14 protein-coding genes and 1 riboswitch are annotated in these 14990 nt (G+C 58.1%); of the genes, 8 read left to right on the top strand and 6 right to left on the bottom strand.

Going from position 1 to position 14990, the window contains the following annotated elements; all coding sequences use genetic code 11:
• Positions 1-61: 61 nt before the first annotated feature.
• Positions 62-212, bottom strand: a riboswitch (FMN riboswitch).
• Between the two features lie 121 nt (positions 213-333).
• Positions 334-630 (top strand): ubiquinone biosynthesis accessory factor UbiK, encoded by a 297-nt coding sequence (ubiK, locus tag IM294_RS05905; RefSeq protein WP_126817115.1) that lies wholly within the window; start codon positions 334-336, stop codon positions 628-630.
• A 63-nt stretch (positions 631-693) separates the two neighbouring features.
• Here the strand turns inward: ubiK and hldE are convergent, their stop codons facing one another.
• Genes hldE through IM294_RS05920 form a run of 3 tightly spaced genes read right to left on the bottom strand, consistent with a single transcriptional unit; the run spans position 694 to position 6343 of the window.
• Positions 694-2124 (bottom strand): bifunctional D-glycero-beta-D-manno-heptose-7-phosphate kinase/D-glycero-beta-D-manno-heptose 1-phosphate adenylyltransferase HldE, encoded by a 1431-nt coding sequence (gene hldE, locus IM294_RS05910; protein ID WP_003862540.1) that lies wholly within the window; start codon positions 2122-2124, stop codon positions 694-696.
• A 40-nt stretch (positions 2125-2164) separates the two neighbouring features.
• A complete protein-coding gene (gene glnE / locus IM294_RS05915) occupies positions 2165-5020 on the bottom strand; it encodes a bifunctional [glutamate--ammonia ligase]-adenylyl-L-tyrosine phosphorylase/[glutamate--ammonia-ligase] adenylyltransferase (RefSeq protein ID WP_063943067.1) in 2856 nt (951 codons plus the stop codon).
• A gap of 21 nt (positions 5021-5041) precedes the next feature.
• A complete protein-coding gene (locus IM294_RS05920; RefSeq protein ID WP_028014456.1) occupies positions 5042-6343 on the bottom strand; it encodes an inorganic triphosphatase in 1302 nt (433 codons plus the stop codon).
• A 229-nt stretch (positions 6344-6572) separates the two neighbouring features.
• Between IM294_RS05920 and IM294_RS05925 the strand changes: the two genes are divergently transcribed.
• Both IM294_RS05925 and IM294_RS05930 read left to right on the top strand, forming a co-directional pair.
• Positions 6573-7193, top strand: coding sequence for a TIGR04211 family SH3 domain-containing protein (locus IM294_RS05925; RefSeq protein ID WP_028014457.1), 621 nt, complete (start codon positions 6573-6575; stop codon positions 7191-7193).
• 60 nt (positions 7194-7253) lie between these two features.
• Entirely contained in the window at positions 7254-8495 is a 1242-nt protein-coding gene (locus tag IM294_RS05930; RefSeq protein WP_028014458.1) for a multifunctional CCA addition/repair protein, read from the top strand.
• Positions 8496-8508: 13 nt separating this feature from the next.
• Here the strand turns inward: IM294_RS05930 and bacA are convergent, their stop codons facing one another.
• Both bacA and folB read right to left on the bottom strand, forming a co-directional pair.
• Positions 8509-9330 carry an undecaprenyl-diphosphate phosphatase gene (gene bacA / locus IM294_RS05935; RefSeq protein WP_028014459.1) on the bottom strand — a complete coding sequence of 274 codons (822 nt, stop codon included), beginning with the start codon at positions 9328-9330 and terminating at the stop codon, positions 8509-8511.
• A 108-nt stretch (positions 9331-9438) separates the two neighbouring features.
• Entirely contained in the window at positions 9439-9807 is a 369-nt protein-coding gene (folB, locus tag IM294_RS05940) for a bifunctional dihydroneopterin aldolase/7,8-dihydroneopterin epimerase (protein ID WP_126817114.1), read from the bottom strand.
• A gap of 107 nt (positions 9808-9914) precedes the next feature.
• Here folB and plsY point away from each other — a divergent pair, with 107 nt between their 5' ends.
• A complete protein-coding gene (gene plsY / locus IM294_RS05945; RefSeq protein ID WP_014833311.1) occupies positions 9915-10529 on the top strand; it encodes a glycerol-3-phosphate 1-O-acyltransferase PlsY in 615 nt (204 codons plus the stop codon).
• Between the two features lie 92 nt (positions 10530-10621).
• On the top strand, positions 10622-12088 hold the full coding sequence (locus tag IM294_RS05950) for an MFS transporter (protein WP_126817113.1): 1467 nt from the start codon (positions 10622-10624) through the stop codon (positions 12086-12088).
• A gap of 41 nt (positions 12089-12129) precedes the next feature.
• Here the strand turns inward: IM294_RS05950 and IM294_RS05955 are convergent, their stop codons facing one another.
• Entirely contained in the window at positions 12130-12552 is a 423-nt protein-coding gene (locus tag IM294_RS05955; protein WP_126817111.1) for a MarR family winged helix-turn-helix transcriptional regulator, read from the bottom strand.
• A gap of 143 nt (positions 12553-12695) precedes the next feature.
• Between IM294_RS05955 and IM294_RS05960 the strand changes: the two genes are divergently transcribed.
• From IM294_RS05960 to IM294_RS05970, 3 genes are all read left to right on the top strand, one after another.
• Entirely contained in the window at positions 12696-13709 is a 1014-nt protein-coding gene (locus tag IM294_RS05960) for an alpha/beta hydrolase (protein ID WP_028014463.1), read from the top strand.
• Positions 13710-13846: 137 nt separating this feature from the next.
• Positions 13847-14674, top strand: coding sequence for an urease accessory protein UreD (locus IM294_RS05965; RefSeq protein ID WP_126817109.1), 828 nt, complete (start codon positions 13847-13849; stop codon positions 14672-14674).
• A 10-nt stretch (positions 14675-14684) separates the two neighbouring features.
• Positions 14685-14987: an urease subunit gamma gene (locus tag IM294_RS05970; protein WP_041908071.1), complete on the top strand. Its 303-nt coding sequence runs from the start codon at positions 14685-14687 to the stop codon at positions 14985-14987.
• The last annotated feature ends 3 nt before the right edge of the window (positions 14988-14990 follow it).

Here is a 14990-nt window from a genome sequence, read left to right on the forward strand (position 1 = left end):
TCTTAGGAGCGCCGTATAAGCGGCAAAAAGATAACGTGAGCGGGCCCATGCCCGACTGGATCGTTACTCTCTCCCATCCGGACTCTAACCGTCGGCCCCGGAATTACACCGGATCTGCTGACCTTTGAGAATTCACCCAAAGCGCTCGCGGGCTTTCAGCGCTAAGCTGATTTACCGCCGGTGGGGAATTTCGCCCCGCCCTGAGAATAAGCGAGATAACTATAACGCTATTGATTAACCTGGGCAATGCATAAGCTTCAAACAAATCTGCTTTATCCTGGGTCATGACGCGCTACAATGTTCATCAACACCGACTTATCAAGGGAAGCCATTATGATTGACCCGAAAAAAATTGAGCAGATCGCGCGTCAGGTTCATGAGTCCATGCCAAAGGGCATTCGTGAATTTGGTGATGACATTGAGAAGAAAATCCGCCAGACGCTGCAGGCGCAGTTGGTTCGCCTTGATTTAGTCAGCCGCGAAGAGTTTGACGTGCAGACCCAGGTTCTGCTGCGCACCCGCGAGAAGCTGGCGCTGCTGGAACAGCGTCTGAGCGAGCTGGAAAACAGGAATGCGCCGGAAGAAGTGAAGCCGGCACCGGCCATTCCGCCGGTGGACGATCAGGAGTAAGTGCGGCCTGATGCCCTCTCCCACGGGGAGAGGGTGAAAAAAACGGGCCAACTGGCCCGTTTTTTACTGACTGTCTTTCTGGATCTTCTTGATGATGTTGGTGGTTGAACACCCATCCTCAAAATTGAGCACCATCACCTCACCGCCGTTGGCCCAGACCTCTTCACTACCTGCGATTTGCTCTGGCTTGTAATCGCCGCCCTTCACCAGCAGGTCTGGCAGGATCCCGGCAATCAGGCGCTGCGGGGTATCTTCTTCAAACGACACCACCCAGTCCACCGCCTCCAGAGCGCCAAGCACAATCATACGTTGCTCGAGCGGGTTCACCGGGCGCGTTTCGCCCTTCAGGCGTTTGGTCGACGCATCGCTGTTCACTGCCACAATCAGGCGATCGCCCAGCTTGCGCGCGTTCGCCAGATACGACACATGGCCCGCATGCAGGATGTCGAACACGCCGTTGGTCATCACCACTTTTTCACCGCGCTTGCGCGCGGCGGCAACGGCCACCTTCAGCTCGTCTTCGGTCATGACGCCAAAGCCTGTATCCGCACGCCCGCGCACCGCGTTTTCCAGCTCGATGGGCGAAACGGTTGAAGTACCCAATTTACCGACAACCACGCCCGCCGCGGCGTTCGCGAAGTAGCACGCCTCTTCCAGGGAGTTACCCGCCGCCAGCGTTGCCGCCAGCACGCCGATCACCGTATCACCGGCACCGGTCACGTCGTACACTTCCTGCGCCTGGGTTGGCATATGCAGCGGCGCCTTGCCCGGCTGCAGCAGCGTCATCCCCTGTTCGGAACGGGTGACCAGCAGCGCGGACAGCTCGAAGTCAGCAATGATCTTCATGCCGCGCTCAACCAGTTCTTCCTCGGTTTTGCACTTGCCCGCCACCGCTTCGAACTCAGAAAGGTTTGGCGTCAGCAGGGTTGCGCCGCGATAGCGCTCAAAATCGGTGCCTTTCGGATCGATCAGCACCGGTACGCTGGCTTTACGCGCCAGCTGGATCATCGTTTGCACGCTCGCCAGCGCGCCTTTGGCGTAGTCAGACAGCACCAGCGCGCCGATGTTGCCCAGCGCCTGGTTAATGCGCTCGTGCAGCGGCTCGGGATCAACGCCTTCGAACCCTTCTTCAAAATCGAGGCGGATCAGCTGCTGGTTACGCGACAGCACGCGCAGCTTGGTGATGGTTGGGTGTGTCGGAACAGAAACGAAGTCGCACTTCACGTTCACGTCCGCCAGCGACTTGCTCAGCGCACGCGCCGCATCGTCGATACCGGTCAGGCCCACCAGACGCGAGTGCGCGCCCAGCGAGGCTATGTTCATCGCCACGTTTGCCGCGCCGCCGGGACGCTCTTCAATGGTGTCGACCTTAACCACCGGTACCGGCGCTTCAGGAGAGATGCGGCTGGTCGGCCCATACCAGTAGCGATCCAGCATCACATCCCCGACAACCATTACTCCAGCACGTTCAAACTCTGGCAGTGTTACTTTCATTCCTGACTCCAGAAAGATTCACAATTTGCGCGCGATAATATCACACTTGTTTTGTTACGCACGGCTCCACCAGCCATTTCTGCCAGCTTGCCGTCACCTGGGCGCGCTCTGCGGTAAAACAGTCCAGCGCCACATGGCCCGGCTGTTCCTGCAATGCCAGGTGATGAAGCTCATCGCGCAGCGTGGTGTAGGCGCGGGTTAAGGCCTGCGCCTCCTGCTCGTCCATGATGTCGTTTTGCGCAAGCAGTTCCAGAATGCGCACGTTATCGGACCAGCGGGTCAGCTTCGGCTTGTCGTGGGCATGCAGTAGCACCAGATACTGGGTGATAAACTCAATATCGGTAATCCCGCCCTCATCGGCTTTGATATCAAAGCGATCGCGATGTTTATTACCCAAATGCGCGCGCATTTTCTCACGCATTTCGCGCACTTCAGTTTGCAGGGTGCTGCCCTCGCGCGGGGTCGTCATGACTGACTTGCGGATCGCATCGAACTGCGTTTTGAGCTGCGGATCGCCGTACACCACGCGTGCGCGCACTAACGCCTGATGTTCCCACGTCCAGGCTTCGTTCTTCTGATAGTCAGCAAAAGCGTCCGTCGAGGTGACCAGCATGCCTGCCGCGCCGGACGGGCGCAGACGCGCGTCCACCTCGTACAGAATGCCCGACGAAGTGCGGGTGCTGAACAGGTGCATGATGCGCTGGGCCAGGCGCAGGTAGAACTGCCGCCCGTCAATCTCGCGCTCGCCGTCGGTCATGACGTCCGCCGGACAGTCGTGTAGGAAAATCAGATCCAGATCGGAGCTGTAGCCCAGCTCCCAGCCACCCAGCTTGCCGTAACCGACCACGGCAAACCCTCGCCCCTCGCGGTCAGCAAGATGCTTAGGCTGGCCGTAGCGGGCCACCATTTGCACCCACGCCTGGTGGACTACCGCGTCGATGATCGCCTCCGCCAGCCATGTTAAGTGATCGCTCACTTTCATTACCGGCAGCGTACCGGCGATATCCGCTGCCGCTACGCGCAGCATCTGGGCCTGCTTAAACTGACGCAGCGCCTCCAGCTGCTGCTCTTCGTCTTCTTCCGGCACGCGCAGCAGATACTGGCGCAGTTCGTCGCGGTAGGCGTCCATCGCCGTCGGCTGATAGAGCGTGTTCGGGTCGAGCAGTTCGTCCAGCAGCAGCGGGTATCGCGCCAGCTTGTTGGCCACCATCGGCGAGGCGGCGCAGAGGGAAATCAGGTGCTTCAGCGCGCCGGGAAACTCGCTCAGCAGTTCAAGATAGGTGGTACGCGTGATAATCCCGCTCAGCAGCGGCATCATGCGCGACAGCGGCACCGGCGCATCCTCGCGGGAGCAGACCTCGCTCAGCAGGTGCGGCATCAGATGATCCAGCACCTGCCGACCGCGCGGGCCAATGGCGCGCTTGTTCAGCTCAAGGCGGAAATCGGCAATCAAGGCCACCACGCGATGGCGGGCGTCGTCGCTTAAGTGCGCCAGCACCGGTGTGGTGTCATCTTCCTGGAGCGCGTCCTGCCACAGTTCGCGCCAGTGCTCGGAGAGCGCATCGTCCGGCGATTCACTTTCGTCGTCACCGATCAGATCATTAAAGATGCGGCGCACGCCTGCCATATGGGCATCCAGCCGTTCGGTCAACGTTGACCAGTCATCCACCCGCATGCCCCAGGCCAGACGCGCCCGGTTAAGGTCATCCCCCGGCAGGGTCTGGGTCTGTTCGTCGTTAATGCTTTGCAGCAGGTTTTCCAGACGGCGCAGGAACAGATAGGCCTCGCGCAGGGTTTGCGCGTCGCCGTCCGGCAGCAAATGCAGTTGCTCAATGGCGCTCAGCGTCGGCAGCAGCGAGCGGGACTGCAGCGACGGCTCGCGCCCGCCGCGGATCAGCTGGAAGACCTGAACGATAAATTCGATTTCGCGGATGCCGCCCGCGCCAAGCTTGATGTTGTCCTTCAGGCCGCGACGACGCACCTCGCGGGCGATCATCCCTTTCATATTGCGCAGGGACTGGATCACGCTGAAGTCAATGTAACGGCGGAACACGAACGGGCGCAGCATGGCGCGCAGCTCATTGGCGTAAGCGTCGTCGCTGTCGCCCATGATCCGCGCTTTGACCATCGCGTAACGCTCCCAGTCGCGCCCCTGCTCCTGGTAATAATCTTCCAGCGCGGCGAAGCTCAGCACCAGCGGGCCGCTGTCGCCAAACGGGCGCAGGCGCATGTCCACGCGGTAAACAAAGCCGTCCTGCGTAGGCTGGTCCAGCGCCTTAATCAGACGCTGCCCGAGTCGGGTAAAGAACTGGGCGTTATCCAGCTCGCGACGACCGCCTCGCGTGGCGCCATTCTCCGGCCAGGCAAAGATCAGGTCGATATCCGAGGAGAAGTTCAGCTCGCAGCCGCCCAGCTTGCCCATCCCCAGAATCAACAGCGGCTGCGGAACCCCTTCTTCGCTGCACGGCGTGCCCCACTCTTTACAGCAGGCGGCGTAGAGCCAGTCCCGCGCGGCGACAATCAGCGTCTGCGCCAGCTCGCTCAGCTGCTGCAAGGTGCTCTCTTCACTCACCAGCTCCAGCGCCTGCGCCCAGGCAATGCGCACCATCACCCGGCGGCGGAACTGACGCAGAACGCGCATCAGCGTGGCTTCATCCGCCACCTCTGCCAGCGCGGTTTGCAGCCAGCCAGCATAGTGCCGCCACTCATCAGCCTGCGGCGGCGCGCTTTCCAGCTCTGCCAGCCAGTCAGGATTGGCGCTGACGCTCTCCTGCACAAAATCACTGAACGTGAGCACGCTTTTCGCCTGCTCGCTTAACGATGACGCGGGTAACGACTCGGGCAGACGTTCGCAAACGGTTTGCCAGTGCTGCTGTAACTGCGAAGAAAGCGGCATATCAGGGGTTCCTTGCCAGAATTAACGTTTTCCGCTGTGCAGCCAGTATGGATCCTGCGAAATGGCTTCGTTGCGGAAATGCTCGATCTCAATCTGCTGACGGGTCTCAATGGCATGCTTAAGCCCCTGCCAGTTCTCCAGCCAGGCCTGCGCCTTCACGCCCTCGTACGCTCCCGACAGAAGCAACATGCTGTCGATATTACGCGCCAGGCGGGGAAGCTGGTCGCCATACTGGTCGCCCAGCGGATGCGCGAAGGTGGTTCTCAGCTCGGCGGCGTGGCGGGAAAGATGGATATCCGCGAAGCGTTTAAAGTTGTCCGCGATTTTGGTCTGCGCTTTTGCATCGAGGAAGACGCGCCAGCCGCGCGTCACCAGAAACTCGGTCAGCGCCAGTTTTGCCGCGGCATTTTGCGGGCTATAAAGCGCGGTTTGCGCCGACACGTCGGAAAGCAGCAGCGTTTCGGTCTGGGTCAGCAGATCGCGTAAGTGAGCGCTAGCTTTACGCGGTACGATACCGCCAAACAGCGTCAGGGTATGACGCACCAGTCCAATCGCGGCCAGCACCTGTTTTTTGGCATTTTTGACGTTACGCGCCCACAGTTCTTCATGGTACTGCCATTGGGAGAGCGCCAGCTCCAGCGCCGCTTCCATGCCCTGCTCAATGCTGGCTTTCGGGACGACGCGCAAAATCGGAGTCTCTCTCAGCACGCGTGGCGCATTTCCGGCAGCCAGGTGGTAGCCGCGCGCCGCTTTGCTCAAGCTGCCCTGACGTAAACCCGGCTGGCTTACCAGCTTGCGCGCCAGCTTCAGCACGTCGCTCGCATCCCCTTCCAGAAGTTCCAGCTCCAGCTCGCAGATCGGTTCCTGGAACTCACCCGCCTTCACCTCGCCTAAATCCAGCGCGATTTCAATGCGGCTCTTGCCTTCCGTCACCAGCCATTTCTCGCGAGCGAAATCGGTGCTGAACAGCGGCTGCACCTGCCCAGCCAGCGTGGCGGGCAGTTCGCCTTCCGGCCAGACTTCCGCCGGGAAACGTTCCAGCTCAAGTTCTGGCTTACTGATGTCGATATTGTATTCCGGGCGCTGATGCAAACCGCCGACCACGCGGCCGGCGATTTTCATCGTCATCTCGTAGCGTCCGTTCGCGCCGCGGATACGCAGCCCCATATCGTGGTTGCGCAGCCAGTTGTCCGGCGTTTCATAGTAGATGTTGAGCAACGGTACGGGTTCATGGTGCTCGCCGGAGAGCGTATTCAGATGCTGACGGAGCGCGTCAACGCTGTCTTTTTCGACGATAAATTTTAATTCGATTTCCTGAGCCATAGCCTTGTACTTTTGCGGGCGTCACAGACGCGTCAATGAGGGCGAACTTCCTCGCCATTTATTTGTCAGTACATAGTATTTTGCGCCAAATTGCCATGCAATGAGCAATTTGTCGGGCGTAAATGTGTAGAGTCGTGACACAGATGATTCTGATTGCTGATGAATGCTTTGCGTAGAGACACTGTTGCCACTACTATCGTTCCACTTTTTATGAAAATAACGACTAATGATGCTTAAATTACGCCTGATTGGACTTACTTTACTCGCTTTTAGCGCCGCAACCGCAGTGCACGCTGAAGAGAAGCGTTACGTTTCTGACGAACTTAACACCTGGGTGCGCAGTGGCCCCGGAGATAATTATCGCCTCGTGGGCACGGTGAATGCCGGCGAGGAAGTCACCCTGTTGCAGACCAACGCGGAGACCAATTACGGTCAGGTTCGCGACAGTTCCGGCCGTACCTCCTGGATCCCAATGAAAGAGCTGAGCACCGTGCCAAGCCTGCGCACCCGCGTGCCGGATCTGGAAAATCAGGTGAAGACCCTGACCGACAAGCTGAACAATATTGACGGGACCTGGAACCAGCGCACCGCTGAAATGCAGCAGAAAGTGGCGCAGAGCGACGGCGTGATCAACGGTCTGAAAGAAGAGAATCAAAAGCTCAAAAACGAGCTGATCGTCGCGCAGAAAAAAGTGAACGCCGCGAACCTGCAGCTTGATGACAAACAGCGCACCATTATCATGCAGTGGTTTATGTATGGTGGCGGCGTGCTGGGCGTTGGTCTGGTGCTGGGTCTGGTTCTGCCACATCTGATCCCAAGCCGTAAGCGTAAAGATCGCTGGATGAACTAATTCGTCTTCTCTGCCAGACTTACGTATCATTCTGGAAAAGAGAAAACGGGAGAGTTGGGCGTGAAGAGTTATCTGGTCGGTGGTGCGGTACGTGATGCGTTATTAGGTCTGCCGGTCAAAGATAAAGACTGGGTGGTGGTGGGCGCCACCCCGGAAGAGATGCTCGACGCGGGCTACCAGCAGGTAGGCCGCGATTTTCCCGTGTTCCTGCATCCGAAAAGCCGGGAAGAGTACGCCCTGGCGCGTACCGAACGGAAATCCGGTTCCGGTTATACCGGCTTCACCTGTTACGCCGCGCCGGATGTGACGCTGGAGCAGGATCTGCTGCGCCGCGATCTCACCATTAACGCCCTGGCCCAGGACGAAAACGGCCATATCATCGACGCCTACGGCGGGCAGGACGACCTGCGCGATCGTCTTTTGCGTCACGTCTCCCCGGCATTTTCTGAAGATCCGCTCCGCGTGCTGCGCGTGGCGCGTTTTGCCGCGCGTTACGCGCATCTGAGCTTCCGTATTGCGGATGAGACGATGGCGTTGATGACGGCCATGACCGAGGCGGGCGAGCTGGAACACCTGACGCCGGAGCGCGTCTGGAAAGAGACGGAAAATGCCCTCACCACCCGCAACCCGCAGGTCTTTTTCCAGGTTCTTCGCGACTGCGGCGCGCTGAAGGTGCTGTTCCCGGAAATCGACGCGCTGTTTGGCGTGCCCGCACCGGCGAAATGGCATCCCGAAATTGATACCGGCGTGCACACGCTGATGACGCTGAGCATGGCCGCCATGCTCAGCCCTGAGGTGGACGTACGTTTTTCCACCCTGTGCCACGATCTCGGCAAAGGCTTAACGCCGAAAGAGTTCTGGCCGCGCCATCACGGGCACGGTCCGGCGGGGGTAAAGCTGGTTGACGGGCTCTGCCAGCGTCTGCGCGTGCCGAATGACATCCGCGATCTGGCAAAGCTGGTCGCCGAGTTCCACGACCTGATCCATACCTTCCCGATCCTGAAGCCCGCCACCATCGTGAAGCTGTTCGATAATATCGACGCCTGGCGCAAGCCGCAGCGCGTGGAGCAGATTGCGCTCACCAGCGAAGCGGACGTGCGCGGCCGCACCGGGTTTGAAGCGTCCGATTATCCCCAGGGGCGTTTGCTGCGCGAAGCGTGGGAAGTCGCAAAAGCGGTGCCAACGAAAGACGTGGTTGAGGCAGGATTTAAAGGCCCGGAGATTCGCGAGGAGCTAACCAAACGGCGGATTGACGCGGTTACCGCGTGGAAGGAAAAGCGTTGCCCTCAGCCGAAAGAGTGAGGGCAATCGGTTATCAGAAGAAGACCACGTACACCGCAGCCGCGACGATAAAGCGGTAGATCGCGAACGGAATAAACGAGATACGCTTAATCAGCTGCAGGAAGGTTTTGATGGCAATCAGCGCCACGATAAAGGCGGTGATAAAGCCCACGGCAAACATCGGAATATCGCCTGTGGTCAGGAAGCCAATGCTTTTGTAAAGGTCCAGCGCGGTGGCGCCCATCATCATCGGCACCGCCAGCAGGAACGAGAACTCGGACGCCGCATAGCGGCTCACGCCCATCAGCATCCCGCCTGAAATGGTCGCACCTGAACGGGAGAAGCCCGGCCACAGCGCCAGACACTGGAAGCAGCCAATGATAAACGCCTGACGATAGGTCATATCGTCCAGGCCTTCCGCACGCGGGACTTTTGGCTTCAGCACTTCCGCGGCAATCAGCAGGAAACCGCCCACCACCAGCGCGTACATGACGTTAATCGGGTTAAACAGCGATTTAATGGTGTCGTGGAATACCAGCCCCAATACCACCGCCGGGATCATCCCGAGCAGGATGTGAATCAGCGTCAGGCGGCCTTTGCCCTCTCCTTCACGCTGCGGCAGACGGCCAAAATGGATGCCGATCAGGCCAAACAGGCGACGCCAGAACATCACCACCACCGCCAGAATCGAGCCCAGCTGAATTACCACCTCAAACGTCTTTGCGGTATCGCCTTCGAAGCCCAGCAGATGGCCAACGATAATCATATGGCCCGTACTGGAAACCGGTAAAAACTCCGTCAATCCTTCGACCACACCCAGAATTGCCGCCACCAGCAGCGAGTGCATATCGCTCATCTATAAACCCCTAAAAAAAGATATAAAAAAACGGTCGCCCCTAACGGCTACCGTGAAAGATACAGCCTTAAGACCGATATAACCTAAAATGGTTTAGCAATTATGACGTTAATTGTTTCCTTTCAGATTTGTGCCACGCTCGATAATCACGCCTACGCTGGCGGCGCGCGCCACTGCCCCCGGCTTGCTCAGCTTAATGCGTACCCACGGTGAGTTGAATTTGGTCAGCAGCAGATCCGCCACCTCTTCCGCCACCCGTTCCACCAACGCAAAACGCTGTCCTTCCACGTGGCCGATCACCGCTTCGCTGATGTCGGCATAGCTCAGACAGTCATTCACGTCATCGCTTTTTGCCGATTTGCGGTTATCCCATCCCATTTCGATATCGAACACCAGTTTCTGCTCGATGGTCTGTTCCCAGTCGTAAACACCAATTGTGGTGATTACCGAAAGTTGCTCTATAAATACAATATCCATCACGACCTGCCTGCTTTTTGGCTAAACCGGATACCACTTCCGGCGAATTATGCGTATTATCCACAGATGCTGAGAATACAGATACATTTTCAAAACGGAACAGCGTTATGAGTGCAATCGCGCCTGGAATGATCCTCCTCGCCTATCTTTGCGGCTCAATCTCCAGCGCCATTCTGGTCTGCCGCATTGCCGGGTTACCTGACCCGCGTGAAAGTGGTTCCGGGAATCCGGGAGCGACCAACGTGCTTCGAATTGGCGGCAAGGGAGCAGCCGTAGCGGTTTTGATTTTTGATGTTCTGAAGGGGATGCTACCCGTCTGGGGCGCGTATGCGCTGGGCGTCACGCCATTCTGGCTGGGGCTCATCGCCATCGCCGCCTGCGTCGGCCATATCTGGCCCGTATTCTTCGGCTTTAAAGGGGGCAAAGGGGTGGCGACCGCCTTTGGTGCCATCGCGCCCATCGGATGGGACTTAACCGGCGTCATGGCCGGGACCTGGCTGCTGACCATTCTGCTGAGCGGCTATTCGTCGCTGGGTGCCATCGTCAGCGCGCTGATTGCCCCGTTTTACGTCTGGTGGTTTAAACCCCAATTCACCTTCCCGGTATCGATGCTCTCCTGCCTGATCCTGCTGCGTCATCACGACAATATCCAGCGCTTGTGGCGACGCCAGGAAACGAAGATCTGGACGAAGCTCAAGCGAAAGAAAAAAGATCCCGAGTAGGCGGTTAGTTATGCCTTATAACCAAATGTGATTTTTGTCACCTTCTGCCTGTGGTAACTGTTAGAGACACAACACAACCACACAAAAAGAAAATGGCAGAAATCACAGACACCACTCCCCTTTCAACGGCAGGAATTCCCCCTGATGGCGACATTCAGTGGGTGCGCAGTGCATCGGACGTTTCACGTCTCGTTAATGACGGCTCACAGGGCCGGGCTAACGCCCGGATCGTGGTGGGTATCGCTCTGGGCGGGATTTTCCTCGATGCCTACGATCTGGGCGCGCTGGCGTTCGGCATTAAAGACATCACACGCGAATTTAACCTGACGCCCGCCGGTACCGGCATGGTGGCCTCGGCGATTACCTTTGGTGCGATTGTCGGGGCGCTGCTTGGCGGTTACCTCACGGATAAAATCGGGCGCTACCGCGTCTTTATGGCCGACATGGTATTCTTTGTCGTCGCCGCTATCGCCTGCGCGCTGGCCCCGAATGAATATGTGCTGGCGGGCGCGCGCTTTGTGATGGGCCTTGGCGTGGGGATCGATCTTCCCGTGGCGATGGCGTTCCTGAGCGAGTTTGCCCGGCTGAAAGGGCCGGGCAATAAGGCCTCCAGCGTCGCGATGTGGTGCCCTACCTGGTATGCGGCGATCAGCATCTCTTACCTTCTGGTTCTCTTTTTCTACGCCGTGCTGCCGGAAAGCCACAGCGACTGGCTGTGGCGTTTGATTCTAGGCTTTGGTGCAGTACCCGCGCTGGTGATTATCGCCATCCGCAGCCGCTATATGAGCGAATCGCCGGTCTGGGCGGCGAATCAGGGCAACCTGAATGAGGCGGCGTCCATTTTGCGGCAGTCGTACAATATTAACGCCCACGTCCCGCAGGATGCGCTCACCCAGCCTGCGCCTGTCGTGAATAAAGCCAAATGGTCGAACTATCTGAACCTGTTCCGCGGCATCTATCTGCGGCGTACCACGCTCGCCACGCTGCTGTCCGTCGTCTCCTCGTTCGCCTATAACGCCGTGGCCTTTGGCCTGCCGGTGATTATTTCAAGCTTCTTCGTGCAGTCTATGCTGACCACTATTGTGATCTCGCTGGCGCTGAACCTGCTGTTTGCGTTTATCGGCGGATTACTGGCGGTGCGCTACGTGCCGCGCTTCGGCGCGTGGCGGATGTCGCTGGCGGGTTACGCCTGTCAGCTTGTGGCGTTGCTGGGGCTGGCGCTGATTGGTCGACCGGACGGTGCTTCTGAAGGGGTGCTTGCCGTGGCGATGCTGGCGCTTTTCCTGTTCGGTCAGGGATTTGGCCCGGGCGCGCATACCATGACGTTCGCCTCGCTGAGCTACCCGACCTCGCTGCGCGGCGTGGGCGTCGGCTTAAACCAGACGCTGATGCGCAGCAGTTCCACGCTGTCGCTGTTCCTGTTCCCGCTGCTGGTCGCGTCTCTCGACACCGCCGTGTTCTGGGTGATTGCGCTGGCGCCGTTTATCGGTCTGGCGTCATTGCTGGCGATCCGCTGGGAGCCGTCCGGGTATGATGTGGATGCGGAGGACTACCGGTAACGACACATCGCTTCGGTGGGTTCACCCCCACCGAAGTGCGCTTACAAATCTTCCAGCAGCGTTCGGGAGAGTTTTTTTAGCATTTCCAGTTCATCATCATTCATCCGCATGCTGCAACGAATCTGGTCCGGCAGCGCCATCACCTGCCTTTTCAGTTCTTTCGCTTTATCGGTCAATACGACATTTTTCATCCTTTCATCCCCCACAACCGCCATACGGTTGAGAAAACCTTTTGCCTCAAGCTTCTGGACCAGCGGGGTCAATGTGCCTGAATCAAAATAGGTTTTATCGCTGAGATCGCGAAGCGGGATGTTGTCTTTCTCATAAAGCGCCATCAAAACAACAAATTGCGGATAGGTCAGATCCATCTCCTGCAGCAGGGGGCGATACTGGCGCACGAACGCATTGGTGACCGAGTACAGCGAGAAGCACAATAAATCATCTAGTGTTTTGTTTTCTTTCATTTTTCTATCAACCCTGAATCTGTTGTCTAAAAAAAATTATAAATAATGTTTGACTAAAAGTATCTTGCGCGCAAGTATTATACCAACAACTAAGTAGCGCACTATTTAGTTATCCAATCAAATACGTTAAAAGGGGTACCACCATGAAAACATTAACCGCCATCCTGATTTCTTCCGTCTTCGCGTCAGCCGCGGCATCCGCTCAAACCACCAATACTCCAGCCCCGACCGCAGGCGTACAGGCATTTCTTGATGTCCTGAATGCTGGCAAAGGGAAACCGATGGAACAGATGACCCCGCAGGAGGCCCGCCAGGTACTGATCGGCGCACAGCAAGGAGCAAAATTGCCGCCCGCTCAGGTGACTGAAAAAACGATCCAGGTCAATGGCCAGACGATCGCCCTTAAAATTGTGAAGCCTGAACATGCTGCCGGTACGCTCCCGGTATTTATGTTCTTCCACGGTGGCGGTTGGGTGCTGGGTGATTTTCCAACCCACGAACGTTTAATCCGCGATCTGGTTCGCGCATCAGGCGCCGCAGCGGTTTACGTTGATTACACACCGTCACCTGAAGCCCATTTCCCGGTGGCAATCAATCAGGCCTATGAAGCGACAAAATGGGTAGCCGAGCACGGCCAGGAAATTGGCGTGGACGGCAGCCGTCTGGGCCTGGTAGGTAACAGCGTGGGCGGCAACATGGTGGCTTCAGTGGCGTTGCAGGCCAAACAGTTTAATGGGCCAAAAATTCGCTACAACGTGATGCTCTGGCCAGTGACGGACGCCAGCTTTGATACGGCTTCCTATCACCAGTTCGAAAATGGCTACTTCCTGTCAAAAAACATGATGAAATGGTTCTGGGATAACTACACCACCAGCGCTGCCGATCGTAACAATATCCTTGCCTCTCCGCTTCGCGCCAGCACTGCACAGTTGAAAGGCTTCCCGGAGACGCTGATTCAGACAGCTGAGCTGGACGTTCTGCGGGATGAAGGTGAAGCATTCGGGCGTAAACTGGATGCGGCTGGCGTCCCGGTGACCGTCACGCGCTATAACGGCATGATCCACGATTACGGCCTGCTTAACCCGCTGAGCCAGGAGCCAACGGTTAAAGTCGCCCTTGAGCAGGCAGGTGCAGCATTGCATGACCACCTGAAATAGGATCGTCATGCTTCACACAGAGCACGGCCCCGGGCCGTGCTTTTTAATTTCCTCTATCCATAAGCGACTCATATGACAGCCTTCATTTCCGCCAGGGCATACTGAAACGACCCCGATGATGCGCAGATGGAAGCAGCATGTTAGCAGCTCAGGTCACTGATAATACGTATAAAGGCTGGCAGGCGTCGCTTGCCCTGCAGTTTTGTCACGCCCCTGAGAAAACCCTCCTGCGTTCCGCGCGCCACGTCGGGCCGCTCACCGTACAACGTCCGTTTTACCCCGAAGGAAAAACCTGCCACCTCTATCTGCTGCACCCGCCCGGCGGCGTTGTGGGCGGCGATTCGCTGGATATTTCCGTTCGGCTCGATGCCAAAAGCCACGCGCTTATCACCATGCCCGGCGCCAGCAAGTTCTACCGCAGCAGCGGCCCGCAGGCGCGTCTGAGCCAGCACTTTTATCTTGATGAAAACGCCACGCTGGAGTGGCTGCCGCAGGACACCATTATCTTTCCCGGCGCGAGCGCCGCGCTGCGTTCCGTCTTCCACCTTAAGGCTTCCAGCACGCTGCTGGCGTGGGAGCTGTACTGCCTGGGCCGCCCGGTAATCGGTGAGACCTTCAGCCACGGCACGCTGGAGAGCCGCCTTGAGGTGTGGGTGGATGACGAACCGCGCCTGATAGAGCGCCAGCACCTCGGCGACGGCGATCTCACGCCCGTTGCCGGACACCCGTGGATCGGCACCCTGCTGTTCTATCCGGCCCGGGAAGAACATCTCGACACGGTGCGCGCGCTGCTCGCGCCTCTGGGCCATTTTGCGGGGGCAACGCTCACCGACGATCTGCTGTCGGTGCGTTTTCTCTCCCACGACAACCTGATTTGCCAGCGGGCGATGCGCGACATCTGGCAGTCGCTTCGCCCGCTTCTTACTACCAAAACCGCCTGTTCGCCGCGCATCTGGCAGACATAAGAGAAACGTTATGGAACTGACCCCCAGAGAAAAAGACAAGCTGTTGCTGTTTACCGCCGCGCTGGTTGCCGAACGCCGCCTTGCGCGCGGGGTAAAGCTCAACTACCCGGAATCGGTCGCGTTGATCAGCGCCTTCATCATGGAAGGCGCGCGCGATGGCGAAACCGTCGCCGCGCTGATGGAGGCGGGCCGCCACGTCCTGACGCGCGATCAGGTGATGGAGGGCGTGCCGGAGATGATCCCGGATATTCAGGTGGAAGCCACCTTCCCGGACGGCTCCAAGCTCGTCACCGTCCACAACCCGATCGTGTAAGGA

Origin of the sequence: Enterobacter cloacae complex sp. P43RS, from assembly GCF_014930585.1 — a bacterium.
GTDB classification, from domain to species: Bacteria; Pseudomonadota; Gammaproteobacteria; order Enterobacterales; family Enterobacteriaceae; genus Enterobacter; species Enterobacter bugandensis.